Source organism: Streptomyces sp. NPDC054842 (assembly GCF_053611025.1).
Genome location: NZ_JBSGZN010000010.1, coordinates 135,782 through 161,814, shown reverse-complemented (window position 1 = coordinate 161,814; position 26,033 = coordinate 135,782). Strand labels below are relative to the sequence as shown.

The 26,033-nt window shown below is 74.8% G+C and carries 20 protein-coding genes; 7 read left to right on the top strand and 13 right to left on the bottom strand.

Features of this window, described 5'->3' with window-relative positions; translation table 11 throughout:
- Nucleotides 1-20: 20 nt before the first annotated feature.
- A complete protein-coding gene (locus ACWGIS_RS10770) occupies nucleotides 21-1,481 on the bottom strand; it encodes a GDSL-type esterase/lipase family protein (RefSeq protein ID WP_453362038.1) in 1,461 nt (486 codons plus the stop codon).
- Nucleotides 1,482-1,611: 130 nt separating this feature from the next.
- On the opposite strand from ACWGIS_RS10770, the gene ACWGIS_RS10765 reads away from it, so the two are divergent.
- Nucleotides 1,612-1,980 (top strand): PPOX class F420-dependent oxidoreductase, encoded by a 369-nt coding sequence (locus ACWGIS_RS10765; RefSeq protein WP_453362037.1) that lies wholly within the window; start codon nucleotides 1,612-1,614, stop codon nucleotides 1,978-1,980.
- 36 nt (nucleotides 1,981-2,016) lie between these two features.
- Here the strand turns inward: ACWGIS_RS10765 and ACWGIS_RS10760 are convergent, their stop codons facing one another.
- The 5 genes from ACWGIS_RS10760 to ACWGIS_RS10740 all read right to left on the bottom strand — a co-directional run bounded on the left by ACWGIS_RS10760 (nucleotide 2,017) and on the right by ACWGIS_RS10740 (nucleotide 9,196).
- Nucleotides 2,017-2,517: a methylated-DNA--[protein]-cysteine S-methyltransferase gene (locus ACWGIS_RS10760; protein WP_453362036.1), complete on the bottom strand. Its 501-nt coding sequence runs from the start codon at nucleotides 2,515-2,517 to the stop codon at nucleotides 2,017-2,019.
- A gap of 2 nt (nucleotides 2,518-2,519) precedes the next feature.
- Nucleotides 2,520-3,956, bottom strand: a complete 1,437-nt coding sequence (locus ACWGIS_RS10755; protein WP_453362066.1) for an AlkA N-terminal domain-containing protein — start codon at nucleotides 3,954-3,956, stop codon at nucleotides 2,520-2,522.
- 695 nt (nucleotides 3,957-4,651) lie between these two features.
- Nucleotides 4,652-5,773 (bottom strand): ribosome small subunit-dependent GTPase A, encoded by a 1,122-nt coding sequence (gene rsgA / locus ACWGIS_RS10750; protein ID WP_453362035.1) that lies wholly within the window; start codon nucleotides 5,771-5,773, stop codon nucleotides 4,652-4,654.
- Nucleotides 5,774-6,034: 261 nt separating this feature from the next.
- Nucleotides 6,035-7,522, bottom strand: coding sequence for a cellulose binding domain-containing protein (locus tag ACWGIS_RS10745; RefSeq protein ID WP_453362034.1), 1,488 nt, complete (start codon nucleotides 7,520-7,522; stop codon nucleotides 6,035-6,037).
- Nucleotides 7,523-7,864: 342 nt separating this feature from the next.
- The gene (locus ACWGIS_RS10740; RefSeq protein WP_453362033.1) at nucleotides 7,865-9,196 is read right to left on the bottom strand and encodes a radical SAM protein; all 1,332 of its coding nucleotides are present in this window, start codon (nucleotides 9,194-9,196) and stop codon (nucleotides 7,865-7,867) included.
- Nucleotides 9,197-9,452: 256 nt separating this feature from the next.
- Between ACWGIS_RS10740 and ACWGIS_RS10735 the strand changes: the two genes are divergently transcribed.
- The 3 genes from ACWGIS_RS10735 (at nucleotide 9,453) to ACWGIS_RS10725 (ending at nucleotide 14,044) form a co-directional block, all read left to right on the top strand.
- Entirely contained in the window at nucleotides 9,453-10,697 is a 1,245-nt protein-coding gene (locus tag ACWGIS_RS10735; protein ID WP_453362032.1) for an FAD-binding protein, read from the top strand.
- 185 nt (nucleotides 10,698-10,882) lie between these two features.
- Nucleotides 10,883-11,068: a hypothetical protein gene (locus ACWGIS_RS10730; RefSeq protein ID WP_453362031.1), complete on the top strand. Its 186-nt coding sequence runs from the start codon at nucleotides 10,883-10,885 to the stop codon at nucleotides 11,066-11,068.
- Nucleotides 11,069-11,149: 81 nt separating this feature from the next.
- Complete coding sequence (locus tag ACWGIS_RS10725) at nucleotides 11,150-14,044, top strand: glycoside hydrolase family 2 TIM barrel-domain containing protein (RefSeq protein ID WP_453362030.1); 2,895 nt, start codon at nucleotides 11,150-11,152, stop codon at nucleotides 14,042-14,044.
- Nucleotides 14,045-14,211: 167 nt separating this feature from the next.
- On the opposite strand, the gene ACWGIS_RS10720 is transcribed toward ACWGIS_RS10725, so the two are convergent.
- Together ACWGIS_RS10720 and ACWGIS_RS10715 are read right to left on the bottom strand one after the other, a co-directional pair.
- Complete coding sequence (locus ACWGIS_RS10720) at nucleotides 14,212-14,727, bottom strand: hypothetical protein (RefSeq protein WP_453362029.1); 516 nt, start codon at nucleotides 14,725-14,727, stop codon at nucleotides 14,212-14,214.
- Nucleotides 14,724-16,424 (bottom strand): PHP domain-containing protein, encoded by a 1,701-nt coding sequence (locus tag ACWGIS_RS10715; RefSeq protein WP_453362028.1) that lies wholly within the window; start codon nucleotides 16,422-16,424, stop codon nucleotides 14,724-14,726. The genes ACWGIS_RS10720 and ACWGIS_RS10715 overlap by 4 nt, the downstream gene beginning before the upstream one ends.
- A 462-nt stretch (nucleotides 16,425-16,886) precedes the next feature.
- Here ACWGIS_RS10715 and ACWGIS_RS10710 point away from each other — a divergent pair, with 462 nt between their 5' ends.
- On the top strand, nucleotides 16,887-17,489 hold the full coding sequence (locus ACWGIS_RS10710) for a TetR-like C-terminal domain-containing protein (RefSeq protein WP_453362027.1): 603 nt from the start codon (nucleotides 16,887-16,889) through the stop codon (nucleotides 17,487-17,489).
- A 103-nt stretch (nucleotides 17,490-17,592) separates the two neighbouring features.
- On the opposite strand, the gene ACWGIS_RS10705 is transcribed toward ACWGIS_RS10710, so the two are convergent.
- Together ACWGIS_RS10705 and ACWGIS_RS10700 are read right to left on the bottom strand one after the other, a co-directional pair.
- Nucleotides 17,593-18,360: an isocitrate lyase/PEP mutase family protein gene (locus ACWGIS_RS10705; RefSeq protein WP_453362026.1), complete on the bottom strand. Its 768-nt coding sequence runs from the start codon at nucleotides 18,358-18,360 to the stop codon at nucleotides 17,593-17,595.
- Nucleotides 18,357-18,770 carry a hypothetical protein gene (locus tag ACWGIS_RS10700; protein ID WP_453362065.1) on the bottom strand — a complete coding sequence of 138 codons (414 nt, stop codon included), beginning with the start codon at nucleotides 18,768-18,770 and terminating at the stop codon, nucleotides 18,357-18,359. Before ACWGIS_RS10700 ends, ACWGIS_RS10705 begins: the two co-directional genes overlap by 4 nt.
- A gap of 442 nt (nucleotides 18,771-19,212) precedes the next feature.
- Here ACWGIS_RS10700 and mmuM point away from each other — a divergent pair, with 442 nt between their 5' ends.
- Nucleotides 19,213-20,139, top strand: a complete 927-nt coding sequence (mmuM, locus tag ACWGIS_RS10695; protein WP_453362025.1) for a homocysteine S-methyltransferase — start codon at nucleotides 19,213-19,215, stop codon at nucleotides 20,137-20,139.
- 361 nt (nucleotides 20,140-20,500) lie between these two features.
- Here the strand turns inward: mmuM and ACWGIS_RS10690 are convergent, their stop codons facing one another.
- A complete protein-coding gene (locus tag ACWGIS_RS10690) occupies nucleotides 20,501-20,908 on the bottom strand; it encodes a DUF3592 domain-containing protein (protein WP_453362024.1) in 408 nt (135 codons plus the stop codon).
- Between the two features lie 345 nt (nucleotides 20,909-21,253).
- Nucleotides 21,254-22,843, bottom strand: coding sequence for a carboxylesterase/lipase family protein (locus tag ACWGIS_RS10685; protein ID WP_453362023.1), 1,590 nt, complete (start codon nucleotides 22,841-22,843; stop codon nucleotides 21,254-21,256).
- 536 nt (nucleotides 22,844-23,379) lie between these two features.
- On the opposite strand from ACWGIS_RS10685, the gene ACWGIS_RS10680 reads away from it, so the two are divergent.
- Complete coding sequence (locus ACWGIS_RS10680; protein WP_453362022.1) at nucleotides 23,380-25,299, top strand: sulfatase; 1,920 nt, start codon at nucleotides 23,380-23,382, stop codon at nucleotides 25,297-25,299.
- Here the strand turns inward: ACWGIS_RS10680 and ACWGIS_RS10675 are convergent.
- Nucleotides 25,291-25,950: a ThuA domain-containing protein gene (locus ACWGIS_RS10675; protein ID WP_453362021.1), complete on the bottom strand. Its 660-nt coding sequence runs from the start codon at nucleotides 25,948-25,950 to the stop codon at nucleotides 25,291-25,293. The genes ACWGIS_RS10680 and ACWGIS_RS10675 overlap by 9 nt on opposite strands.
- Nucleotides 25,951-26,033 lie beyond the last annotated feature (83 nt).

The window sequence follows — 26,033 nt, the reverse complement described above, 5'->3', positions numbered from 1 at the left end:
CACCGGCCGCACCGGCGTCCCTAGCGGGTGAGGGAGGTCAGGTCGACCGCGTCGGCCAGGGCCCGCATGCCGGCGTCGTTCAGGTGCAGGTGGTCGCCGGGGTCGTAGGCGGGGCGGATGCGGGCCGGGTGGGCGGGGTCGCGGACGGCGGCGTCGAAGTCGGCGACGTCGTCGAAGAGGCCGCCCGTGCGGATGAGGGAGTTGACCGCCCGGCGTGCGGCCTCGCGGGACGCCGTCCAGGCGCCGTGCCCGCCGTACGGGGTGAGGGTGGCGCCGACGACGCGGATGCCGTGCGCGTGGGCGCGGCTCACGATGCGCCGGTACGCCTCCTCGAAGGCGGCGGGGTCGAGCTGTTGGGGCGTGCCCTTGATGTCGTTGACGCCCTCCAGGACGATCAGCGCGCGCACGCCGGTGCGGGAGAGGACGTCGGCGTCGAGCCGGGACACGGCGTCCGGTCCGACGCCCTCGCGCAGGAGGCGGTTGCCGGAGATCCCGGCGTTCAGGACGCCGAGCCGACGGGCCGGCGGCAGGCCGCGCAGCCGCTCGGCGAGCCGGTCGGGCCACCGGCGGTTGGCACCGGACGTGGACCCGGTGCCGTCGGTGAGGGAGTCGCCGAGGGCGACCACACTGCCCGCCGCGGGCGCGTCGAGCACGTCGACTCCGGTCACGTGGTACCAGTTCCCGAGCGTGACGGTGTACGCGTCTCCGTCCTCGTCGCGGGTGTGGTCGCCGCTGCGGGCGAGGAAGTTCGTCTGGAGGGCGGAGCGGTGGTACGTCGCCGGGCCCGCGGCGTCCGGGGTGTGCACCGAGATCAGCAGGTCGGCGCCGGCCGGCACGCGCAGCCGTACGGGGTCGCTGACCAGGTCCCAGCCCGCCGGGACGACCACGGACCCGGCGCCCGCGAAGGTCGCGGTGCGCAGCGAGCCCGGGACGGCGTCCGGGCTCGCGGGGGCGCCGGGCCGGTGCAGCGCGACGGTGAGGGAGCCGAGGCGGAGCGGCGCGGTGCCGAGGCGGTTGGTGATCCGGACCCGGACCGCGCTGCCGCCGACGCTCGTGTGCACGACGTTGCGGACGGAGGCTCCAGGAAGCCCCGGCACGGTCCCGGAGGGGGCCGCCTCCCAGGTGCCGGTCCAGTCCTCGTCGGGGCTGCGCAGCACGCCGGACGTCAGGGCCTCGGTGACGGAGTGGGCCGGTGGCAGCGGATCGGCCCCCGAGGCGCGGTAGCCGGGGGCGCCGAGGGCACCGGGCGCCGGGGCGCCGACGGCGGGGACCGGAGCGTGGGCGGCCGGGACGGCGTCACGGCCCGGGACGGCGGACGCGGCGCCCCGGTTCACGGCCCCGCGCTCGACGGCGTCGCGCACGGGGGCGCCGGCCGGGCGGACGGGCCCGGAGACGGTGGCGGCGCCGGCCGTCGGCGGGGCGAACGCCAGCGCGGTCACCAGGGCGGTCAGGAAGTACCTGACCTTGATCACTCGGGTCATGGACCCAAGGGTTCCCGGCACCGGCCGCTCCCAACACACCGTCACACCCCTGGCCGCAGACGCCGGGTGCCGCCCCGACTCGGGCTGTCGGCCGATGTACGGCGGGCGCGGGGATGCTTGGCTTGCCGCCATGACCGAATTCAGCGAGGCGGAACGCGCCTACCTCAGATCGCAGCGGCTGGGCCGGCTGGCCACCGTCGACGCCCACGGACAGCCGCAGGCCAACCCGGTCGGCTTCTTCCCGCAGGACGACGGGACCATCCTGATCGGCGGGTACGCGATGGGATCGACCAAGAAGTGGCGCAACCTCCAGCGGAACCCGAAGGTGGCCCTCGTCGTGGACGACATCGTGAGCCTCGACCCGTGGCGGGTGCGCGGCGTCGACATCCGCGGGGACGCCGAACTCCTCACCGGACCGCACGACTTGGGGCCGCACTTCAGCGAGGAGCTGATCCGGGTCCACCCGAGGCGGATCCACAGCTGGGGCCTGGAGGACTGACGCTGTCGCGGAAGTCCCGCGATCCCCCGTCGACTTCTACGGCGTGAGCACTCCTTCGAGGGTGAGCAGCCGCTGCTTGCGGTCGAGCCCGCCCGCGTAGCCGGTCAGCGAGCCGTCCGCGCCGATCACCCGGTGGCAGGGGCGGACGATCAGCAGGGGGTTGGCGCCGATCGCGCCGCCGATCGCGCGGACGGCGGCGCGAGGGGCGCCGATGCGCGCGGCGATGGCACCGTACGTGGTCGTCCCGCCGTACGGCACGGAGTCGACGGCGGCCCACACCCGTTCCCGGAACTCGGTGCCGGCGGCCCTGAACTCCAGGGTGAAACGGTCGAGTTCACCGGCGAAGTAGGCGGCGAGCTGTTCCTCGGCGGCCCGGAAGAGGCCGGGTGTGTGCCGCCACTCCGGCCGGCGCTCGCGGCCGCCCTTCTGGCCCGGCACGGACAGGGAGGTGAGGGCGCCCGAATCGTCGGCGGTGAGGAGCAGCGGGCCGACCGGGCTGTCCACGGTCGTGCAGTGCGTGACGGTGTGCGAGGACATGATCAGTGGGTTTCCCGTTCCGTGTCGGTGGCGCCGTCTGCGTCGTGTGCCGCGAGCGCGGCGTCGAGGTGGTGGAGGGCGTAGGCGCGCCAGGGGCGCCAGGTGTCGGGGACGCCGGCGTCCGGTGGCGCGGCGTCCGGGTCGCCGAGGGCGCGGTTGCGGATGACCGCGACGGTGCGGGCGTCCATGCCGGGCAGGGCGAGGAGCGCGTGCTGTGCGTCGTCCCGGTCGGCGCCCGCGTCGAGCCGGAGCGTGCCGTCGGCGAGGGCGGCGGCCAGCGCGCCGAGCGTGCCGTCCGGCTCCGCCTCCGCGAGGACGCCCGCTTCGGGGAAGAGGTGGGTCAGCGTGCCGCAAGGGGCGTCCAGCGCCTTGCCGTACCGCCGTACGAGCCGCTCGGCCTGAGCCCGGCCGACGAGCGCGCGCACGGCCAGCTCGTCCGGGTCGGCGGTGCCGGGCGACCGCAGGCCGGGGCGGGCGGCGACCAGCGGGGCGAGACGGGGATCGGCGGCGAGCCGCTCGTCCACCGCGTACGGGTCGGCGTCGAGGTCGAACAGCAGCCGCAGCCGCTGTACGGCGGTGGTGAGATCGCGCAGGTCGGTGAGGTGCAGCAGGGCGTCGAGCCAGCCGCCGGGGTGCGCGGGCCCGGGGCGTGCCGGGCCGCCGGGGCGTTCGTCCACGGCGACGATTCCGGTGCCGTACGGCAGGCGCAGGGTCCGCCGGTACGTACGGCGCCCTCGGGTGCCGGCGACCTCCTCGACGCCCGGGACCGCCTCGCGGGCGAGGACGTCGAAGAGGGCGGTCGACTGGTACGGGCCCCGGTGGGCGAGCCGCAGCGGGATCCCCGCGGAGGGGGTCGCCGCACGCCGCCCGGGGACAGCGCGCCGGGCCGCCGCCGCGCGCAGCTCGCTCGGCGTGGACGCGTAGACGGTGCGGACCGTGTCGTTGAACTGGCGCACGCTGGCGAAACCGGCGGCGAACGCGATCTCGGTGATCGGCAGGCCGGTGGTCTGGAGCAGCACCCGCGCGGTGTGGGCGCGCTGGGCGCGGGCGAGTGCGACGGGTCCCGCCCCCAGTTCGGCGGTGAGCTGGCGCTGCACCTGGCGGGCGCTGTACCCGAGCCGCACGGCGAGCCCGGCGACGCCCTCCCGGTCGACGACACCGTCCCCGATCATGCGCATGGCCCGGCCCACGACATCGGCGCGTACGTTCCAGTCGGCGGAGCCCGGCACCGCGTCCGGGCGGCAGCGGCGGCAGGCCCGGAAACCCGAGCCCTGGGCCGCGGCGGCCGTCGGGTAGTAGCGGACGTTCTCCCGCCTCGGCGTCACCGCCGGGCAGCTGGGCCGGCAGTAGATCCCGGTCGTCCGGACGGCGAAGAAGAACTCCCCGTCGAAACGGGCGTCGCGGCTGCGCACCGCCTCGTACCTGGTCTCTTCATCGATCACGCCATCCAGTCTCCGCCACCGGGACACCCGCCGCTGGCGGAAATCGGACACGGCGCTGGGGCGGCACCGCGGGGGGTCGACCGGGCGTGGCCCGGGTATCGCCCCTCCGGCTGCCGGTCCTCGGCCTCCGGGCGGTACGGCGACGCCGACGCCGACGGGGTCCGCACCGCCGGAATCCCGACGGGTACGCCCTCCCCACCTGGACGGACATCCGGGACGCCCGGGGGCGGGGAGCGGCCGGGGGGCGTCCAGGAGGCGCCGGGAGGCGGGGAGCGCGTACGGGACGCGCCGGGCGGCGAGTGCACGGAGGACCTGTGCACCCGGCCCGCCCAGCAGCCGGTGGCTGGGGTGCAGCGGGCACCGCCAAGCCCCGTGCTGAAGCCAGATGACGGGCGGCGCGGAATCCCGCGCCGCCCGTACGCCCCGCAGGAGCAGGCGCCTGCCTCGCACCGGCCTTGAAGTCGGCCACGGCAGAGGCCGGACTCCCAGCCTCGCAAACCGCCCCGGCGTGAGCCGGGACCAGCCTCGCGTTGGTCCTGACCGCAAGCTGCACGCCCCCCAGCGGGGAGCCGGACGCCAGCCCAGAGGTCGGCCCCGCGCAGCCTCGCCGTGGGTCGGAGTCGGCCCGGCGTCGGCTCTGGCCGGGGCCGGAATGCGCGCCGGCGTCAGGGCCGGCCCCGTGTCAGGGGGCGTCAGGCGTCGTGGCCGCGCTTGGCTCGCAGCGCGGCGCGCCCCTCGGCGTTCTTCCGCTTCCAGTCGCGGCGGATCTCGGCCCGGAGCCGGGCGTCCGTCTTGGCGACGATGCGCTGGTTCTCGCGCAGGAGCTTGCGGTAGCTGTCGAGGCGGCGCTCGGGCAGGACCCCGTCCTCGACGGCGGCGAGGACCGCGCAGCCGGGCTCCGCGACATGCGCGCAGTCCTGGAAGCGGCAGTCGGCGGCCAGCGCCTCGATCTCGGCGAAGACCTGCCCGACGCCGTTCCCGGCGTCCCAGAGGCCGACGCCCCGCAGGCCGGGGGTGTCGATGAGGACGCCCCCGCCGGGCAGGGCGAGGAGGTTGCGGGTCGTCGTGGTGTGACGGCCCTTGCCGTCCAGGTCACGGATGGCCTGTACGTCCATCACGTCCTCGCCGAGCAGCGCGTTGGCGAGGGTGGACTTGCCGGCGCCGGACTGCCCGAGCAGCACCGCCGTGCCGCCCGAGAGGACGGCCGCGAGGACGTCGAGGCCCTCCCCCGCTTCGGAGCTGACGGGCAGCACCGGCACTCCGGGCGCCGTCGTCTCCACGTCCTGGACGAGATGGGCGAGCGTGGCGGGGTCGGGCACCAGGTCGGCCTTGGTCAGGACGACCAGCGGCTGGGCCCCCGACTCCCAGGCGAGCGCGAGGAAGCGCTCGACGCGGCCGAGGTCGAGTTCCAGGGCGAGGGACACGGCTACGACGGCGTGGTCGACGTTGGCCGCGAGGATCTGCCCCTCGGAGCGCTTGGAGGAGGTGGAGCGGACGAAGGCGGTACGGCGGGGCAGGTACGTGCGGACGTAGCGCGGGTTGCCGGTGGGTTCGACGGCGACCCAGTCGCCGGTGCACACCACACGCAGCGGGTCGTGCGGCGTCACGAACGCGGTGTCCGCGCGCACGACCCCGTCGGCGGTGACCACGTCGCACTGGCCGCGGTCGACCCGGATGACGCGTCCGGCGATCAGCCCCTCGGCGTCGTGCGGGGCGAACTCGCGCGCCCATTCCTCGTCCCAGCCGTAGAGGGCGAGAGGGTGCGCGGACAGAGCGGAGAGAGCGGTAAGAGGGGTGGAGGCGGAGGAAGACAAGGGAGACCCTTCGAGGGGCGGCCCCGGCACGCGCGCTCAGGCGCGGAGAAGTGAGAAGGAGGTCAGCCGGCGGCCACGGAGGTGGACTTGATGGACTTCTGGATGCGGGCAGCGCCCATCGCAGTGACAGCCATCGGTCAACACCTCCTGGTTTCCGCTCGGTTGGGCCCCGGCGGCGTGCGCCGCGGGGGAACGTGGAACACCCTAGGCCGGACCTCCGGGCGGACGCCACCGATTATTCGGGGCGTGCGGACACCGGGCTCACGAGACCGTCGTGCAGCCGCGCCCGTTGAGGGTGAAGTCGTGCGCGGGCCCGTTCTCGCCGTGCCAGGAGGCGATGAAGCCGACGCCGAAGGTGCCTCCGGCGCGGACGGACTTGTTGTAGTCGGCGGCGGTGGCGGTGACGCGCGAGCCGCTCTGGGCGTAGTCGCCGTCCCACATCCGGCTGACCCGCTGGCCGTCGCCGAAGGTCCATGCGACGCGCCAGGTGTCGAGGGCCTTGTCGGAGGTGACGGTGACGGCGCCCTGGAAACCGTCGGGCCACTGGTCGACGATCTCGTACCGCACCCGGCAGGTCGCCGCCGGGCGCTTCGTGGACCGGGTGGGGCTCGGGGTGCGGTCGGGTGTGGAGGAGCCGCCCTGGATGCCGGGGCCGGGATCGGGGGCGGAGCGGGTCCGGGAGCGGGACGGCCGGGGTGAGGCCGTCGAGGCGGCCGTGGTGGTCGCGGAGGCGGAGGCGGAGGGGAGGGACGGGCCGGGGTCCACCACGGGCGCGCGGTCTCCTGCCTCGCCGCGCACGGAGGTGCTGCCCTCGGAGCCGTCGAAGGGCATCAGCGAGACCGCGAGGGCCAGCGCGGACACCAGGACGGCGGTGACCAGCGTGCCGGTGCGCCCGATCCGGGGCGCGGCCTCCTCGCCCTCGGTGATCCCGGTGTCCGAGGTGGCGTCGGCGCGTCCGCCGACCAGGCCGGCCTCCGCGGCCCGGCGCCGGCGCTCCAGATAGGCGAGACCGCCCCAGCCGATGACCCCGCCCGCCAGGGCGCCGGGCAGTCCGCCGCCGTGCAGGCGCAGGCAGGCGGCGGCCTCGGCGCACTCCACGCACCGCGCGAGGTGGTGCGAGAGGTCCTCCGGCGTCTCGGTGCCGGGCGAGCGGGTGACCGCGTCGAGCAGGCGCGCGAAGGCGCGGCACCGCGCGTCCATGGGCGTGTCGAGGTGGGCGCGGTGGCAGCGGTCCCGGAACAGGGCGCGTACCTGGGCCAGTTCGGCGGCGGCGGACGCCGGGTCCAGGCCGAGGCGCCGGGCCACGGCGGTCAGCGGCAGCGCCTCGACCTCGACGAGCCACAGCAGCGCGGCGTCCGGTTCCTGGAGGTCCCGCAGGGCGCGCAGGGCGAGCGGGCGGCGCAGTGGCGGCCCGGTGTGGCGGTCGGCCTTCCCGGAGGTGAGCCACAGCCGCAGGTCGGGGTCGAGGTGATGGCCGCGGCCGGCGGCCTCCCAGGCGGCGGCGGTGGTGCGGACCGAGGTGAGCAGCAGCGGGATCCGGGGCAGCCGCGACACCCGGCGCCCGCTCCCCTGCGCCCCGCCGTCGTCGTCGCGTGCCTGGCGTATGCCGTGCGTGAACGCCTCGGTGGCCAGCTGCGTGGCCGAGGCGGATCCGGACGTGCACAGATCGGCGTACGACAGGACCGCGTCCCAGCATTCCGAGAACCACGCGGCCTCGGTGGCGTTCCGGGGAGTCGGCAGGTCGGGCAATGAGGGCTCCTGCGTCAGGTGCATCCACGACGTCAACTCGCTGCCGCTACAGCGGAGTTGGCCTCATCGGCTCGCGGCAGGCCCCGACCTTTTCACGGTTCCCGCACAACTGACAAGGAGCATATCCATCTGGGCGCGGGACGTACGCCGACCCGGGAAAGCGGGCCGCCGCACTCGCGGGGCAGGACGTCCCTGAGGGCCGGGCGCGGGACCGGAGGGAACACCCGAACCGTGCGGAGTGCCGTGCGCGGGATCGCAGGGAACGCCTCGCTGCGCGGCGGCCGTCCGCGAGAGGGCTTCCGGGTTCTCGCGGACGGCGCGGCGTGGCGTGAGGGGGCGCGGCTACCGGGCGGAGGGCTCGGTAGCCGGTTCGCGCGCCGGCAGGCTGTCCATGAACGAGCTGACCGAGAAGACGGCCCGGCCGGGGCCGGGCGGGCCGTAGCCGGGGGGCGAGGAGAGGCCGAAGTCCTCCATCGTCGAGCGGTACGCCTCCAGCAGGCGGATGTGGTACTCCAGCGGGGCGCCCTGCGGGTTGGCCTTGCCGAGCGGCGTCGTCGGCTCCGGGCACCAGGTGGTGAACCGGGGCGTGATGCCGTGCGACATGAAGAAGCGCAGGCCCTCGGTGGTGGAGGCGATGGCCTCGTCGACCGTGGTGAAGCCGAAGGGCTCGGCCATCTCCACGCCCGCCACGAAGTTGGGGATGACGTTGCGCGCGCCGAAGATCTCCGCGGAGTCGAGGATGCGCTTGTGCCACTCGTCGCGGCCCACGTAGCGCTCCTTGCCGGGGCAGTACAGCTCGAACAGGCGGCGGTCCCACACCTCGTAGTTGGGGTGGTAGATCTGCACGCCGTAGTCCTTGAAGCGCTGCACGTCGTCGCGCGGGAGGGCCTGGGCGACGACCTTGCCGATCCAGCGGCCGGGGAAGCGCTCCTCGATGGCCTTGGCGTAGTGGCCGTAGAAGTCGGCCTCGTCGCGCCCGGCGACCGTCCTGGTGATCGCGCCGCCGGTGAGGGTGTACGCGGTGGAGGTCCTCGCCGTGTCGTACCGGTCGATGATCTCCAGCGCCTCCAGGACCTCCTCGACGTCCTTCACGCCCGTGTAGGGGCGGCCCGCGGCCTTGTGCTGGCGCCAGTTGTGGTTGATGTCGCAGTACTGGCACTCCTCCTTGGCGCCGAAGTACTGGCAGACCCGGAAGACGGTGAGGTAGATCAGGTAGCCCCACTGGATGGTGGGGGCCACCTCCATCACGGACTTGCCGTTGGAGAGCTTGTGCCGGTAGTAGTCCGGCATCGGCGGGACGCCGACGTCGGAGATCCGCTTCCCGTCCAGGTAGAGGCCGAGCACGCCCTCCTCGTCGGCCGCGACACGGTACGGGGAGGCGGGGTTCACGCGGACCGAGACGACCGTGCGCCGCAGGTCGTACGGGCCGCCGGTGAGGATGATCTCCTCCGGCGGGCGGCGCAGCGCGGCCGCGCCCAGCTCGGGCAGGGTGCCGTGGTCGAAGGAGAAGATGAAGTACGACTTCGGCTTGACGTCGCCGTCCTCGTTGTCCGAGAGGGCCGAGTCGTCGAAGGCGACGCCCCCGCGGAGCAGGTCCTCCTTGAAGACGGCTTCCCGCGGCACGTGCGGGAACCGTTCCATCAGATCCTCGACCAGCGCGGTGCGGCTGCCCATCCCGTTCTCCTCGCTCCCGGCGTTCGTGCTCGACTCCTCACGGTATGCCCCTGCCTGCGGCGCCGGCGTGCCGGGTCCCCCGTGGGGGCGCGAGCCGGGCCAGCGGACCGTACGGGGCGCTCCGGTCCGCCGTCCTCGCGCACCGGGGCGTACGGTCTTGATCGCGGGGAGTCCGTGAGCCGGGATTCCCTCGTACGCGGCACGTCGTCACGGCGGGTGCACGGCCGCCAGGGACTTCCCGGGGAGGACGCCACACATGACAGAGATCCTGACCAACTGGGCGGGCAACATCACGTACTCCGCCGAGGAGCTGCACCGTCCGGAGTCGCTCGACGCGCTCGCGGCGCTGGTGGCCGCCAGCGCGCGGGTGCGGGTGCTGGGCAGCGGGCACTCGTTCAACACGATCGCCGATCCGGGTGACGACGGCGTGCTCCTCTCGCTGACCGCGCTGCCGCCGGAGGTGGACGTCGACACCGACGCCCGTACGGTGCGTGTCGCGGGCGGTGTCCGGTACGCCGAGCTGGCGCGGCGGGTGCACGAGCGGGGGTTCGCGCTCCCCAACATGGCCTCGCTCCCGCACATCTCCGTGGCCGGCTCGGTGGCGACCGGCACCCACGGGTCGGGGGTGGCGAACGGCTCGCTCGCCTCGGTCGTGCGCGAGGTGGAGCTGGTCACGGCGGACGGCTCGGCCGTGACGATCGCGCGCGGCGACGAGCGCTTCGACGGCGCGGTGACCTCGCTCGGCGCCCTCGGCGTGGTCACCGCCCTCACGCTCGACCTGGAGCCGGACTTCGAGGTGAGCCAGCACGTCTTCACCGAACTCCCGCTGGCGGGGCTGGACTTCGAGGCGGTGGCGGCGTCGGCGTACAGCGTCAGCCTCTTCACCGACTGGGGTGCGCCCGGCTTCCGGCAGGTGTGGCTCAAGCGGCGCACCGACCGGCCCGCCGCCGCCTTCCCGTGGGCCGCGCCGGCCACCGTGGCCATGCACCCGGTACCGGGCATGCCCGCGGTGAACTGCACCGAGCAGTTCGGCGTCCCGGGGCCGTGGCACGAGCGGCTTCCGCACTTCCGTGCCGAGTTCACCCCGAGCAGCGGGGCCGAGCTTCAGTCCGAGTACCTGCTGCCGCGCGAGCACGCACTCGGGGCGCTGCACGCCCTGGACGCCATCCGGGACACGGTCTCGCCGGTGCTCCAGATCTGCGAGGTGCGGACCGTCGCCGCGGACCGGCAGTGGCTGAGTCCCGCGTACGGGCGGGACACCGTGGCGCTGCACTTCACCTGGGTCGCGGACACGGCGGCCGTCCTGCCCGTGGTGCGGCGGGTGGAGGAGGCCCTCGACGCCTTCGGTCCGCGGCCGCACTGGGGGAAGGTGTACGCGATGCCGTCCGCCGTGGTGCGGGGACGCTATCCGCGCCTGGCCGACTTCGCGGCACTCGCCGCCGAGCTGGACCCGGCGGGCACGTTCCGCAACGCCTTCGTCCGCGAGGTCCTGGGCGGCTGACCCCGGCCGGTCGGCCGACCGGGGCCGACCACGGGACCACGCGGCTGTTCGGCGGCCGACGCGTGCCCCCGCCCCTTCCCCCAGCCCCTTTCCCGACCCCTGGTGGCAAGTCCGTGCCCGACCGTAGCCTGGCCGGGCGCGGGGGCCGGGGGCCCTGGTCCGTCCGGGTCGAGGGGGCACGTCCGGTGAAAGGCACATCCCGTGACATCCCCGTCCCGACCGACCCGGGGTGCCTCGGCGCCGCCACGTTCGCGCTGGAGGGCGCCCTGTCGGCCGTGGGCCGGCGCCCCCCGGCCAACGGGGCCGCGCATCGGCGCGGCACCACCGTCTTCTCCGCCACCGCCGGGAAGCACACCGTGCCGCCCGCGTGACCGGCCGGCCGCCCTCCCCGCGGGAGGCGCCCGGCAGCCGCACGACGACCGCACCCTGGGCCGATCCGATCTAGGAGACCGATGTCGTTCCGCACCTCCCCCAGCGAGCGATCCCCGTCCGCCACCGACTACGTCGAGGACGTCTCCCCCGGCGCCGGCACACTTCCCCCGCGCGCCTGGTACGCGTCCTCGGACGCCGACTTACTGTCCCTGAACGGCCGTTGGCGTTTCCGGCTTTCCCCGACGGCCGACGCGGAGGACGACTCGTTCGCCGCGGACGGCTACGACGGCGGGGACTGGGCGGAGGTGTCCGTCCCCGGCCACTGGGTCCTCCAGGGCGACGGGGCCTTCGGCGCACCGATCTACACCAACCACCGCTACCCCTTCCCGGTGGACCCGCCGCGGGTGCCCGACGAGAACCCGACCGGGGACCACCTGCGGTACTTCGACCTGCCCGACGGGTGGCCCGCGGACGGCGGGAGCGTGCTGCGCTTCGACGGGGTGGAGTCCTGCGCCCGGGTCTGGCTGAACGGCACGGACGTCGGCGAGTTCAAGGGGTCGCGGCTGCCCCACGAGTTCGCGGTCGGCCACCTGCTGAGGCCACGGGGCAACGTGCTCGCGGTCCGGGTCCACCAGTGGTCGTCGGGTTCGTACCTGGAGGACCAGGACCAGTGGTGGCTGCCCGGCATCTTCCGGAACGTCACCCTGCTGCACCGTCCGCCGGGCGCCGTGCTCGACTTCTTCGTGCACGCCTCGTACGGCCACGTGGGCGGCGAGGGCACGCTGCGGGTGGACTCCGACGTCGACGGCCGGGTGACCGTGCCGGAACTGGGCGTCGACGTCGCGACCGGCGAGTCCGTGACCGTGCCGGCCGAGCCGTGGACCGCCGAGACACCGCGCCTGTACGACGGCGTGCTGGCGACGGAGGGCGAGCGCGTCCCCCTGCGGATCGGCTTCCGCACGGTCGCCCTCCGCGACGGGCTGATCGAGGTCAACGGCCGCCCGGTCCTCTTCCGGGGCGTCAACCGGCACGAGTGGCACCCGGAGACGGGGCGGGCCCTGGACCCGGAGACCATGCGCGAGGACGTGCTGCTCATGAAGCGGCACAACGTCAACGCCGTGCGGACCTCGCACTACCCGCCGCACCCCGCCTTCCTCGACCTGTGCGACGAGTACGGCCTGTGGGTGATCGACGAGTGCGACCTGGAGACCCACGGCTTCACCGAGCAGGCGTGGCGCGACAACCCCGTGGCCGACGACCGCTGGACCCCGGCGCTGCTGGACCGGGCGGCCCGCATGGTCGAACGCGACAAGAACCATCCCTCGGTGGTCCTCTGGTCGCTCGGCAACGAGGCGGGCACCGGACGCGGGCTGACCGCCATGGCCGGGTGGATCCGCGCCCGGGACGGCTCACGGCTCCTCCACTACGAGGGCGACCCCGACTGCCGTGACACCGACGTGTACACGCGGATGTACGCCCCGCACGCCGAGGTCGAGCGGATCGGGCGGGGCCTGGACGGCGGCTCCCGGCGCCGGCGGTCGCTGCCGTTCGTGCTGTGCGAGTACGGGCACGCCATGGGCAACGGCCCCGGCGGACTCGCCGACTACCAGCGGCTGTTCGAGTCCCACGCGCGCCTCCAGGGCGGCTTCGTCTGGGAGTGGATCGACCACGGCGTCAGGGACGAGCGGTACGGCTTCGCGTACGGCGGCGACTTCGGGGAGGAGCTGCACGACGGGAACTTCGTCTGCGACGGACTGCTCTTCCCCGACCGGACGCCGTCACCGGGGCTGGCCGAGTACAAGAAGGTGATCGAGCCGGTCAGGATCACGGGCGACGGGGCGGGCGGCACGCTCCGGATCACCAACCGGTACGACTTCGCGAATCTGTCCGCGCTGGCCTTCGCGTGGTCCTTCCAGGTCGACGGCGGGACCGTCGCGACGGGCACCCTCCCCGTGCCCGCTCTCCCTCCCGGCGAGACGGCGGAGGTGAGGCTGCCGCCGCCGGCCGCCGACGGGGACGGCGCCGAGACCGGCTGGACGGTGCGGGCGGTACTGGCCCGGCAGTTCGCCTGGGCGCCCGCGGGCCATCCCGTCGCGTGGGCCCACCTCCCGCTCGCCCGGCGGGCGCCGGTCCGGGTGGCCGCCTCCGCCGCACCGGTGCACGGCGGGCGCACGGTCACCCTGGGCCCCGCCTCCTTCGACTCCCGCACCGGCGCACCGCTCACCATCGGCGGGACCGGCGTGAGCGCGCTGCGCCTGGACGTCTGGCGCGCGCCGACCGACAACGACGAGGGCGCCCCCTGGCAGCCCGAGCAGCGCCTCGGGCCGCGGTGGCGCGCGCTCGGCCTGCACCGGATGCGGCACCGCGTGGACGCGGTCGAGGCGTCCGGCGACGCGCTGACCGTACGGACCCGGGTGGCGCCCGCGGGGCGGGAGCTCGGCCTGCGCACGGTGTACCGGTGGACGTCCGACGGGACCCTGCTGCGGCTGACGGTGTCCGTGGCACCCGAGGGCGACTGGCCAGTGCCGCTGCCCCGGCTCGGGATCCGGTTCGGGCTGCCGGCGTCCGCGGACCGGGTGCGGTGGTTCGGCGGAGGCCCCGGCGAGGGCTACCCCGACACCCGGGCGGCCTCGCTGCCGGGCCGCTGGGAGGCGTCGGTGGACGCGCTCCAGACGCCCTACGTCCGGCCGCAGGAGAACGGGGCGCGGGCCGGGGTGCGGTGGGCGGAGCTCGGCGGCCTGCGGATCGAGGGCGACCCGGAGTTCTGGTTCACCGCCCGGCGCTGGACGACCGAGCAGCTCGACGCGGCGGACCACCTGACGGACCTGGTGCCCGGGGACACGGTGTGGGTGAACCTGGACCACGGCCAGCAGGGCATCGGTTCGCAGTCGTGCGGTCCGGGCGTGCTGCCCCAGTACCGACTCCTCGCGGAACCGGCGGAGTTCTCGTTCGTCTTCTCCGAGCCGCGGGGCTGACCCAGGGACGCCGGACGGGCCGGCCCGGCGCGCGCGGCGTACCCGGCCGGGGCACGGACCTGTGCGGGTCCGCGCCCCGGTTCGGACGCCGCGCGCGGCGGGCCCGGGAGCTCGGCCGCGAGAGGCCGGAGAGGCCGGAAGGGCCGCGAGGGGCCGCGAGGGGTACGTCAGTGGTCCGCGCAGCACGGGGTCGGGTCCGGGACCTCGAACGGGACGAGGGTGCCGCCGGCGGCGGGCATCGCGGCCAGGACGAGTTCGCCGTCGCGCCACTCGGGGCGCACGTGGTCCCGGGTGACGAGCCGCCGGTCCGGCGGGGGCGGCCCCGGCTCGCCCAGGACGGCGACACGGGCGATCGCGGAGGCCGCCAGGACCTCCGCGACCGCCACCGTGCCGGTGAGCCGCGCGACGCCGGGGTACAGCACCGCGCGGCCCACCTCGTCGGGCGCCCCCGGCGACACCTCGTACCCCCGGTCCGCGAGGCGCTGCCGGACGGTGCTCAGCAGTGACCGCGAGGGGGCGGAGAGGGAGAGGGCGACCCGGGGGCGAGCGCCCCGCACCAGGTGGGTGCAGCCGAACCAGCCCTCATTGAGGGCCAGTTCGTCCGCGAGGGCGCGCAGCCGGTGATCCGCCGCGCGCAGGTCGCCCGTCCCCGCGTCCACCGTCAGTGTGTGGGGTCCGCTCACGAGGGCAGGACCCACACCGGGTTGGAGTAGAACCACAGGTCGCGCCACGGGTCGGCGTCGCCGACGACGTCGACGGCCGGGCCCGCCGGGTCGACCGCGGCGCCCATCAGACCGGTCGCCGAGCGGTTGCCGTCCGTGCCGCGGAACCGGACGTAGAGGGGACGGTCGACGACGCCCAGGGAGTACGTCAGCCGGACCGTGCCGGTGGACTTGCCGACCTCGTACGAGCGGACGACCCTGGCCGTGGGGGCGGTGAACGTGTCCTTGTCCCCGGCGGCGCCCGTGACATCACCGAGGATGACGTCCACCCGGTCCAGCTCCGGTACGAAGCCCGCCCAGTTGGGGCCGCCGGCCAGGGCGACGTCGATCGTGACGGTGACCTTCGTGCCCTTCCTGACGTGCAGCGCGCCGCCGAGCGTGGCCCAGCGGCCGCCGCCCGACACCCGCGCGTCGAGACCCGAGATCAGCCCGCCGTGGTCGACCCAGATCCGCCCGGCGCGGATGCCGTCCATCACGGCGGCGTACGAGAATCCGTCGGCGCCGACGTGGGTGCGGCTGTACTGGCCGGGCCAGTAGTCGCCCTGGGCGAGGTCGACCTTGCCGCCGTAGACGGGGTCCGTGTGCCTGCCGTTGGCGGTGAAGTCGCTGTCCGGTCCGCCGCGCACGGCGGTGTCCGTGTAGACTTGGTGCGAGTCGGAGTTGGCGGTGATCCACCAGGGCTTGCCCTCGGCGAGCAGGCTGTCCCAGAGGCCGCCGACGGTCGCGGTCATCCAGTCGAAGCCGCCCCAGGTGCGGTAGCTCTCCAGCGGGTATCCGGCGAAGGAGTTGGCGCTCGGGCTGTTGTCGTAGATGCCGCGGGCGCGGCCCATGCCGAGGGGTGCGGCGATGCCGGCGGCCTGGTGGCCGGGCGCGCCCTCGAAGCCGATCGCGATCTGGCGGCCCGAGCCGGTCGCGTCGCGCCAGCTGCGGATCTCGTGCGGGGAGTCGACACCGCGCCGCGCCGGGTGGTTGGCGAGCATCAGCGCGTCCTTGACCTTGCGCCGCCGCACCTGCTCCGCGAGGAAGTTGAGGCCGGCGACGGCCAGCGCCTCGTTGGCGGGCGTCGAGTCGGAGGCGCCCTTCACACTGCCGTCGTAGGAGGTCTCGAACTGCTTGAGGACGGAGACCTCGTTCTTGCCCGGGTGGACGAAGACGGTGCCGTGCTCGGCGGCCGGGATGTTCCACTCCAGTCCCTGGAAGACCAGGGTGTCCTGGTACGCGGCCCTGGCCTCCTTGATGTCGGGGTTGACCTTCTCGACGCCGATCTTGGCGTGCGTCTCGCTGCCGTGGTCGGTGATGACCATCCAGTCGAGTCCGTGCCGGGCGCCCTGGCGGACCTGGTCGGAGACGCGGTACTTGCCGTCGCTGCTGTACTGCGTGTGGATGTGGTGGTCGCCGGAGAGCCAGAGGAAGCCGCCGCTCCTGCGCCGGCCCTCGGCGGCGTACGCGGGTGCCGCGGCGCCCTGGGCGAGCACGCCGCCCGCGGCGAGGCCCGCGCCCAGCAGACCGGCGCGCCGCAGCAGCGAGCGGCGCGAACGCTGCTCGGGGGTCAGCGCCTCGTCCGGCACGGAGGTGTCGAACGCCGCCGGCAGCGGCTCCGCCGCGTGCTCGTGCGGGTGCGGGTGATGGTGGTGCCCGTGTCCGTGTGCGTGGCCCATGTCGGCCTCCTCAAGTCCGGCGGCGCCGGACGGCCGCGCGACAAGGAGGATCGACGGAACACATGAACGTTCAACGGCCGCCGCGTGAGCTGCGGACGACCTGGGAGCGGCGGCTCCCCGCAGGGACCTTCCGGACCTGGGTTCCGGTGCCGGTGCGGGGGCGGTGCTGGTGCCCCTGCCGGCACCAGTACCGGTACCAATGTCCTTGCCGGTGCCGGTACTTGTGGCGGTACCCGTGCCAGTACCAGTACTCGGTGCCGGTACAAGTGCCCGTGTCGGTACCCGTGCCGGTACCGGTACTCGGTGCCGGTACTGGTACCCGTGTCGGTACTCGTGCCAGTACCAGTGCCGGTGGTCGTGCCCGGACCTGTGCCAGTACCAGCGCCAGTGCCGGTACCTATGTATATTAGGCAAATACCTAGCATCCCTAGGTTCAGGTGCTCGCGGAGGTGGTGGTCGGGGATGGCCCGTGCCGGACTCACGGTCGACCGGCTCGTGGCGGCGGCGGCCGACCTCGCGGACGAGGTCGGCTTCGACAACGTCACCGTCTCCGCGCTGGCGCGCCGCTTCGGCGTGAAGGACGCCAGCCTGTACTCGCACGTCAAGAGCCTGCGGGACCTGCGCACCCGGGTCGCCCTGCTGGCCGGCGAGGAGATGATCGAGCGCATCGCCGACGCGGTGGCCGGGCGGGCCGGGAAGGACGCGCTGGCCGCGTTCGCGGGGGCCTACCGGGAGTTCGCCCTGACGCGGCCCGGACGGTACGCGGCCACCCAGATCCGTATCGACCAGGAACTCGTCACCGACTCCCGCGCCCTGCGGCGGACCGCCGAGATCACCTACGGCATGCTCCGCGCCTACGGCCTCGAAGAGCCCGATCTGACCGACGCGGTACGGCTGTTGCGCAGTTCCTTCCACGGCTTCTGCGGCATCGAGGCCGCCGGCGGCTTCGGCGCGCCCCGTGACGTGCAGACGTCCTGGGACCGGGCGGTGGACGCCCTGCACGTCCTGCTGCTCCACTGGCCCGCGGAGGGATCGGCGGCCGACGGATCGGCGGCCGACGCGTGAGATTCCGGCGCACCACGACGTGCGCGGGAGCGGCCCGGTGCTGCGGTCCCGCCGGGCGCGGCCGACACCCGAACGGTCTCCGCGGGATGCCGGACCCCGCCCACTAGTCGCCCGGGCCACGCGCGCCCAGCGCTTCGACCTGCGCGTACGTGGGCGCCGCACCGCGCGGTGGCCGGCCCGCCCGGATGTCCGCGGCGGCCTCCGCGGCGGCACCCAGCGCCCGGCGGTACAGCAGGGAGCCGAGGCTGACCCGGCGGACGCCGAGGTCACCCAGACGGCCGACGTCCGGGCCGAGCGGCGAGTAGAGGATGTTGAGCGGCACGTCCAGGCCGCGCACCAGCTCGGCGATGCGCGCCGGGTCGCTGAGCCCCGGCACGAACACCCCGTCCGCGCCCGCCTGTTGGTACGCGTCGAGGCGGCGGCAGGTCTCGGCGTGGCTGCCGTCGCCGAGCCAGTGGGTGTCGGTGCGGGCGTTCACGAAGAGGTCCGGCACGGCCGCCTTGACCGCGGCGATCTTCGCGGCGTGCAGCCGGGCGGGGGCGAGGGCGTCCTCCAGGTTGATGCCGGCGGCCCCCGCGTCGGCCAGCCGCCGGGCGAACGCGGCCACGTCGTCGGGGTCCGCGCCGAATCCGTCCCCGGCGTCGACGGAGAGCAGGTAGGGCTCCGCCCCGAGCCGCCGGGCGAGCCGCTCCGTCGGCCCGCGCAGGGCCGCGGAGCCGTCCGGCAGACCGGTGGCCGCGGCGACGCCGAGACTCGTGGTGCCGATCGCGGTGAACCCCTGGGCGGCGAGGGCGGCGGCGGACGCGTGGTCCCAGGCGTTGGGCAGCAGCAGCGGCGCGTCCCCGTGGTGGAGGTCCCGGAGGGCGGTCACGCGAGCCGCCCCACCGCGTCGGCGTAATACACCGACTCCGCGAGGTGCGAGGCCAGTTCACGGAACGACCAGCCCTCGCCCGGGGAGTCGTCGAGCTGCCGTTCGGTCAGCGCGTCCAGGCGGTGCGCCCAGATCCCGGCGAGTCTGGTCAGCCGGCTGCGGGCCTCGTCGAAGTCCTCGGCCGTGAACGGGGCGAGGTCCGCCGGGGTCGTCGTCGCCGAGGCGTGCCAGTGGTCCGGCAGCGGGTCCTCACCGGCGAGCCTGGCCTCCAACTCGGCGAGGTGGTCCACGAGATGGTCGGCGACCCGGCGGATCGCCTTGTGCGGGGTGTGGACGCGGCCGTCCGCGTGGACGGGCCCGCCGTCCCAGGCGGTCCAGGTCGCGGCCAGTGCGAGGACGTGGTCGACCATCGCGACGAGGGTCCCGGCGGGACTGCCGGCGCCGGCCCGCTCCCCCGGGCTCGCGCCCGTCGCCTGTGGGCCCTCTTCCTGCCGTGTCTCCTGCGGGTGCTCGTTCATGGAAGGAACGCTAGGGCGCCGACAGTTCGGTACCCGCCGAACCGTCGCGCGCGCCCGTGACGCGGGGGACGCGGCCGCGCACCGGCACGGGGAGGAGCGGTACGGGTCTGACCGGACCGGCGGGGCAGGTGGCCGCGTACCGGAACGGACACCGGCACCGGCACCGGCACCGGGAGGAGCGGTACGGGAGTCCCGGCCGAACCGGCGGGGGACGCGGCCTCGCACTGGCACCGGCAGGCGCGGGGACGGGAGTCCCCGTCGAACCTTCGCGCGCCTGACGCCCCCGCGGGCGACCGGACACCGGGCACGGCGGCGTATCGGCTAGCGTCGGGCCATGACCAGCGACACCTCCCGCACCTTCGCGGACGCCCTCGCCGCCGGCACGGTCGTCCTGGACGGCGGCCTGTCCAACCAGCTCGCGTCGGCCGGACACGACCTGAGCGACGAACTGTGGTCGGCACGGCTGCTCGCCGACCGGCCGGAGGCGATCACCGAGGCACACCTCGCCTACTACGAGGCGGGCGCGGACGTGGCGATCACCGCCAGCTACCAGGCCACCTTCGAGGGCTTCGCCGAACGCGGTGTCGCACCCGCCCGGGCCGCCGAACTCATCGCGCTCAGCGTCGAACTGGCCCGCGAGGCGGCCCGGCGCGCGCAGGCGGGCGGCATCGACCGCCCGCTGTGGGTGGCCGCGTCGGTGGGGCCGTACGGGGCGATGCTGGCGGACGGTTCCGAGTACCGGGGCCGGTACGGGCTGAGCGTGTCCGAGCTGGAGCGCTTCCACCGCCCGCGCCTGGAGGTGCTGGCCGCCGCCGCCCCCGACGTACTGGCGCTGGAGACCGTGCCGGACGCCGACGAGGCCGAGGCGCTGCTGCGGGCGGTGCGCGGACTGGGCGTACCCGCGTGGCTGTCGTACTCCGTGGACGGTGACCGCACCCGGGCCGGGCAGCCGCTGGAGGAGGCCTTCGCCCCGGCCGCCGACGCGGACGAGATCGTCGCGGTGGGCGTCAACTGCTGCGCCCCGGCGGACGTCGGCCGGGCGGTCGAGACGGCCGCGCGGGTCACCGGCAAGCCGGTGGTGGTCTACCCGAACAGCGGGGAGACCTGGGACGCGGACCGGCGCGCCTGGGACGGCCGCGCCACGTTCACCTCCGCCGAGGTCACGGGCTGGCGCCGGTCGGGGGCCCGGCTGATCGGGGGCTGCTGCCGGGTGGGGCCCGACGCCATCGCCGGCATCGCGGGGGCACTGCGCTCGGGGTGATCCCGGCGCCGCCCGGTACCCCGGCGTTCCGGGATACCAGGCGCGTGCCCGCGGTAGCCCCGAGGCACGGACACCATCGAGCGCTCGCAGGCGACGGCACCGTCCGGACCGGGCGCGCCCCGCTGCACCGGCCAACCGCTGCGTACCGGGCGCGAGTTCGTGGCGTCCCGGGCGGCGGACACTTTTGTGGCGGCGCAGGCGGCGTACCGGCGACAGCGGCGGCACCATCCGGGTGAGGTGGCCAGGAGCTGTCGTCGAAGTGTCAGGCCAACACCATGACCGCCTGAGGGCGATGGCGGCCTGATCGAGGAGTTGTTCCCGGGCCGTGACGGCGGCCGGGTGGTGGGGCAGTTCAGCACAATCAAGTGAAGAGATCCAGATACAGCACCACGGCGAGGAAGGCCATGCCGACCCCGCTTATCAGGGATGCGAACAGTCCGGGTTCGCCGTAGCCCTCCAGACGGGCACGTCGGGGCTTGGCTGGGTCGTACCGGACGCGTATTCGCGTCGGGTAGTCGATCGGATACAGCCGGCCGACCTTGGATTCGACCCTGACCTCATCGTTGTCCAGAGGGGTGAAGGCGACCTCGGGATAGAAGCGGGGGTCGCCCTCGCCGTCCGTGTCCTCCCGGACGTGGACGATCTCCGCCTCGATCCACTGCCCTCGGGTGAGGAGGCGGAAGTTGTCCCACGCCTTCACACAGGCCCAGGCCGAGAGCCCTGCCGACACAGGGATGAAGGGCGATATGACGATCTGGTCCGCATTCACGCGGGCAGGCTATAGCGCCCGTCGGACGGCGACAGGCCGTATCGTCACTGCCGCCGAGCGCATCGTCACGGAGTTCGAGCCGCTGGTGGCCGGTCCCCGGCCTTCGACCAGGGGATCTGCGAGCGGCGCCACGTGGTGGATCGATGCCTCAACCGGCTGAAGCAATGGCGCGGCATCGCCACCCGCCACGAGAGGACTGCCGAGTCCTGCCAGGCATCCGTCACCTGGCCTCCCTGCTGATGTGCCTGACAGGTGACGACGGGACCTGGGGCGGTGGCACCGTCCGGCCGAGAGGCCCCTCGACCCCCAGGCCAACCACCGCCCAGCGGAGACCGGTTCACGGCGTCACGGGCGGCGGACGCCTCCCGGTCGGCGCAGGCGGCGTACGGCCGAGAGCGGGGCCGTGCCTCGTAGGGGCGGGCCCGGGCGGGGCTCCGGGGCCGGGGTAGCCGCGGCGCGCGCGGACTCCGCTTCCCAGAGCCGCATCTCGTGGTCGCGCGGACCGTGCAGGAGGCCCGGCTCCGTGCCGAACATCCGGACCGGGTGCGAGGAGTCCCAGGCGGGCCAGCCCGGGTCGCCGTCCACCGCGAACCGCACCCACGCCGAGTGCATCACGTCGGCGAGCTCCTGCGGCGCGCCGGGACCCGCCAGCTTCGCCGACTCCGGCACGTCGGCGGTGTCGAAGACGAAGCCCAGCTCCAAGGCGTGGCAGGCGCCGAGCCCCGGCACGTTGGACGGCCAGGCGAACTCGTAGACGTAGGAGGGCGCGTGGCCGGTGCGGGCGTCGGCGAGCCGGTGCAGCGGAACCCGCAGCAGGTGGTCGGTGACGAGCTGGCCGACCAGTTCGCCGGTGCTCGCGTCCGGGTGGGCGGCGCGGTAGCCGCGCGGCACCTCGGGCCCGCAGTGGCAGCGGGCCATCGCGCCGGCCAGGGCCACCGGGCCGAGCCGGTCGACCCGTTCGAGCAGTCCGGTGGGCGCGAGCCACAGCCGGTACTCCTCACTGGTCCAGCCGAGCAGCAGGCCGACGTCCGGGGCGGCACCGTCGAGCAGCGCGGCCAGCGGGTCGCGCGGCACCAGCTCGCCGTCGACGACGATGCCGAAGGCCGGTCCGCCGAGGACCGGACTGGCGCGCCGGCCGACCTCGGCCTGCACCTCGGCGAGGAGGGTCCGGTCGACGGCGGCGAAGGCGGTGGCGGTCGCCGGGATCTTCAGCCGCGCCGCCATCCGGCGCACCAGGCGGCGCACCTTCTCCCGGTCCGTGGCCTCCGGCGGCCCGCTCTGCAGGGCCGCCCGCCGGAAGAGGCCCGCGGCGCGCGGACTGGCGAGCAGCGCGCCGATGCTGATGGCGCCCGCGGACTCGCCGAACAGCGTGACCCGGTCCGGATCGCCGCCGAAGGGGGTGATGGCGTCGCGCACCCACTCCAGGGCGGCGAGCTGGTCCCGCAGGCCCAGGTTCGGCAGGGCGTCCGGGAACAGGCCGTAACCCTCCACGCCGAGGCGGTAGTTGAGGGAGACGAAGACGACGCCGTCACGGGCGAAGGCGCTGCCGTCGTACACGGGGACGGCGGACGAGCCCCGGGTGAGGGCGCCGCCGTGGATCCACACCATGACCGGGAGCCGCGCCGCCGGATCGGGGTCCGGGGTCCACACGTTCAGGTTCAGGCAGTCGTCGCCGGGGATCACCGGGTCGGACAGGAGCCGGGCGAACGCCTCGGAGTACGGCGGCTTGGGCGGGGTCGGCCCGAACGCGCCCGCGTCCCGCACGCCGTCCCAGGGCTCGGGCGGGACGGGGGGACGGAAGCGGTGCGGGCCGAACGGGGGTGCGGCGAACGGGATGCCGCGGAAGACGGCGGCGCCCTTCTCGTACCGGCCGCGCACGGCTCCGTACGGGGTGGTGACCACCGGGTCCTCGGACGTGCCGGCCATACGTCCCATACATCCCTCTCCTCACCGTGGTGCGGGGCTGCCGCAGTCACCGCATCACATCACCCGGCGCCCCCGCAGCCCGGACGTGCCGGATCCGGGCTCCAGCGTGTCCCGCCCGGGTTGCGCGCCGGTGGGGTCCGGGTGGGGGCGCCGGCGCGGACGTGTAGAAGGCTCACCGTCGGACCGGGCGGACGGCGGGCACAGGCGGGGCGGCTCCTGTCCGGCCCGCCCGGAGCGTTTCCCCACGGACCGGAGGCGCCCTCCGACCAGACGGACGGGAGGCACGGCCGGGGCAGTTCCCATCCGGCCCGTCCGGACGTCCCCTCACGGGCCGGGGGTCCCCCCCGACCAGACGGACGGCGGGCACGGCCGACCCGGTTCCCGTCCGGCCCGCCAGGACCGTCCTTGCCGGAGCCGGTGAGGGGACGCCGGGTGACTGAACGGAACGCGCCGGACAGCCGTACGGAGTAGCGGCGCGCGCGGGAGCCCCGGCCGCCCTCTGGTCCGCGGTGCCGTCAGCGGCTCTGCACGGAAGGAACACCGGGTTGTCCCGTTTCACGCGCTCATGGCGGTCTCCGCACCCGGCCGGGGCGACCGGCCGGGAGAAGCCGCACCCGGACGACACCGACGCCCGGGACGACACCGAAACCACCCCGCACACCGACGCCGCCCCGGACATGGTCGCGGTCCCACCGGACGACGGGGCCGCGTCGGCCGGCGGGGCGTCCGCGCCGCGCGGCACGGACCACCCAGGTCCGGGCGACTCCGCCGCCTCCTCCGAGGGGGCGGGCTCCGACGGGCGGGACGGCGATTCGCGGGGTGACCGGAGCGTGCGGCGTCGTCTGGCGGCGCGGGGCTTCAGCCGGGCCGCCGACGGACTGGCGTTCCTGCTCGTCACCGGTGCGCTCGTGCTGCCGAACAGGCTCGTCGACCTCCGTCCCGCCGGGTTCGCGCGCCTGCCCGTGGAGGCGGTCCTCGGTGCCGCCGTGCTGATCGTGCTGCCGCGCCGGCCGCGGACCGTCGTGGCCGCCGTCGCGGGCCTCGGCCTCGGCGCGCTGACCGTCCTGAACCTCCTCGACCTCGGCTTCGACGAGTTCCTGGGCCGGGGCTTCAACCTCGTCCTCGACTGGGCGCTCCTCGGCGACGCCCGGGCGTACCTGGAGGACTCGGCGGGGCCGACGGGCGCGACCGCCGCCCTGGTCGCGGCGGTGGTCCTCGTCCTCGCCGTGCTGGTCCTGACCGCGCTCGCGGTGGTGCGGCTCGCCGGGATCCTGGCCCGGCACGGTCCCGTCGCGACGCGTTCGACGCTGGCCCTCGGCACGGCCTGGGTGCTGTGCACGGCGACCGGCGTGCAGGTCGCGGGCGTGCCCGTCGCCGCCGAGCACACCGCCGCGAGCGTCCAGGACCGGGTGCAACGGGTGCGGGCGACCCTGCGGGACGAGGCGGCGTTCGCGAAGGTGGCCCGGGAGGACGCCTTCGGCGACACCCCACCGGACCGGCTGCTGACCGGGCTGCGCGGCAAGGACGTGATGATCACCTTCATCGAGAGCTACGGCCGCAGCGCGATCGAGGACCCGGCCACGGCGCCGGGAGTGGACGCGACGCTCACCGCCGCCACCGAGCGGCTGGGCCGGGCCGGGTACGCCGCGAAGAGCGGCTGGCTCACCTCGGCGACGTACGGCGGCAGCAGCTGGCTCGGCCACTCCACGTTCCTGACGGGCCTGTGGATCGACAGCCAGCAGCGCTACCGCACCGTCACCGCCGGCGACCACCTCACCCTCACCGGCGCGTTCCGGAAGACGGGGGCCTGGCGGACGGTCGGCATCATGCCCGGCGTGCAGAAGGCGTGGCCGGAGGCGGAGTTCTACGGTCTCGACCACGTCTACGACTCACGGGACCTCGGCTACCGGGGCCCGAAGTTCAGCTGGTCGACCATGCCCGACCAGTACGCCCTCACCGCCTTCGAGCGCCTCGAACACGGCAGGCGACACGACAAGCCCCTGATGTCGGAGATCATCCTGACCTCCAGCCACCAGCCCTGGGCCCCCGTCCCGAAAACGGTGCCCCAGGACCGGGTGGGCGACGGCTCGGTCTACGAGGACATCCAGCGGGCCGGCAAGAAGCCCGCGGACGTCTTCTACGACTCGGCCGAGGTGAAGCGCGAATACGGCAGGTCCATCCAGTACTCGGTGAACAGCCTCGTCGACCACCTGGCCCGGTACGGCCGCGAGGACACCGTCCTCGTCTTCCTCGGCGACCACCAGCCCATGGCCCGGGTCAGCGGCGCGCACGCGAGCCGGGACGTGCCGTGCACGATCGTCGCCCACGACCCCGAGGTGCTGGAGAAGATCGCCGGCTGGGGCTGGACGGACGGACTCCGGCCCGCGCACGACGCCCCCGTCTGGAGGATGAGTTCGTTCCGCGACCGCTTCCTCACCGCCTACGGTTCGGCCCCGTCATCCTGAGGCACCGGCCGCCCAGCGGATCCCGCCGAGCAGATGGGCGCGGAAGTCGGGGTCCGCGTAGGCCTCCGAGGCGTGCCCGAGCGCGGTGTAGAAGACCCGGCCCGCGCCCTGCTCCCGGCACCACGCCAGCGGGTGGTCCGCCCCCGTCCCGCCGCCCTCGTAGGACGTCTCGTCGGCGCGGACCAGGACGCGCGCCGAACTCCGGGGATTCGCGCGGAAGTCGTACCACTCGTCCGTGAACTCCCAGACGGGCGGCAGGTGCCGGGTCGCCGGATGCCCGTGGTCCTCCACCACGGCCCGGCCCGGCTGGAGGGCGGGGTGCCGGTCGAACCACGTGCCGAGCAGCTCGCCGTAGTAGGGCCAGCCGTACTCGGTGCAGGCCGCCGCGTGCACACCGGCGAACCCGCCGCCCGACTCGACGTGGGCCCGCAGCTCCTCGCGTCCCCGGGGAGTCAGCACCTCCCCGCTCGTCGACAGGAAGACGACGGCCGCGTACGCGTCCAACGGCCCCTCGAAGGCGGCGGGGTCCTCGGTCGCGTCCACGCCGAAGCCGTGCGCGCCGCCGAGTTCACGCACGGCGGTGACGGCGTCCGGGATGGAGTCGTGCCGGTAGTCGGTGGTCCGGGTGTACACGAGAACGCGGAAGGCCATGCCCCGAGCCTATGTCGCCGTCCGGGCGGTTCTTCCCTCGCGGGCCCGTGCTTCTCCGCGCGCGGACGGGGGCGGGTCCGGCG

Excerpts from the sequence above, each read along its gene's own strand:
- ACWGIS_RS10770 (WP_453362038.1), bottom strand. The coding sequence starts at position 1,481 with ATGACCCGAGTGATCAAGGTCAGGTACTTCCTGACCGCCCTGGTGACC.
- ACWGIS_RS10765 (WP_453362037.1), top strand. The coding sequence starts at position 1,612 with ATGACCGAATTCAGCGAGGCGGAACGCGCCTACCTCAGATCGCAGCGG.
- ACWGIS_RS10760 (WP_453362036.1), bottom strand. The coding sequence starts at position 2,517 with ATGTCCTCGCACACCGTCACGCACTGCACGACCGTGGACAGCCCGGTC.
- ACWGIS_RS10740 (WP_453362033.1), bottom strand. The coding sequence starts at position 9,196 with ATGGGCAGCCGCACCGCGCTGGTCGAGGATCTGATGGAACGGTTCCCG.
- ACWGIS_RS10735 (WP_453362032.1), top strand. The coding sequence starts at position 9,453 with ATGACAGAGATCCTGACCAACTGGGCGGGCAACATCACGTACTCCGCC.
- ACWGIS_RS10725 (WP_453362030.1), top strand. The coding sequence starts at position 11,150 with ATGTCGTTCCGCACCTCCCCCAGCGAGCGATCCCCGTCCGCCACCGAC.
- ACWGIS_RS10715 (WP_453362028.1), bottom strand. The coding sequence starts at position 16,424 with ATGGGCCACGCACACGGACACGGGCACCACCATCACCCGCACCCGCAC.
- ACWGIS_RS10710 (WP_453362027.1), top strand. The coding sequence starts at position 16,887 with ATGGCCCGTGCCGGACTCACGGTCGACCGGCTCGTGGCGGCGGCGGCC.
- ACWGIS_RS10700 (WP_453362065.1), bottom strand. The coding sequence starts at position 18,770 with ATGGTCGACCACGTCCTCGCACTGGCCGCGACCTGGACCGCCTGGGAC.
- mmuM (WP_453362025.1), top strand. The coding sequence starts at position 19,213 with ATGACCAGCGACACCTCCCGCACCTTCGCGGACGCCCTCGCCGCCGGC.
- ACWGIS_RS10685 (WP_453362023.1), bottom strand. The coding sequence starts at position 22,843 with ATGGGACGTATGGCCGGCACGTCCGAGGACCCGGTGGTCACCACCCCG.
- ACWGIS_RS10675 (WP_453362021.1), bottom strand. The coding sequence starts at position 25,950 with ATGGCCTTCCGCGTTCTCGTGTACACCCGGACCACCGACTACCGGCAC.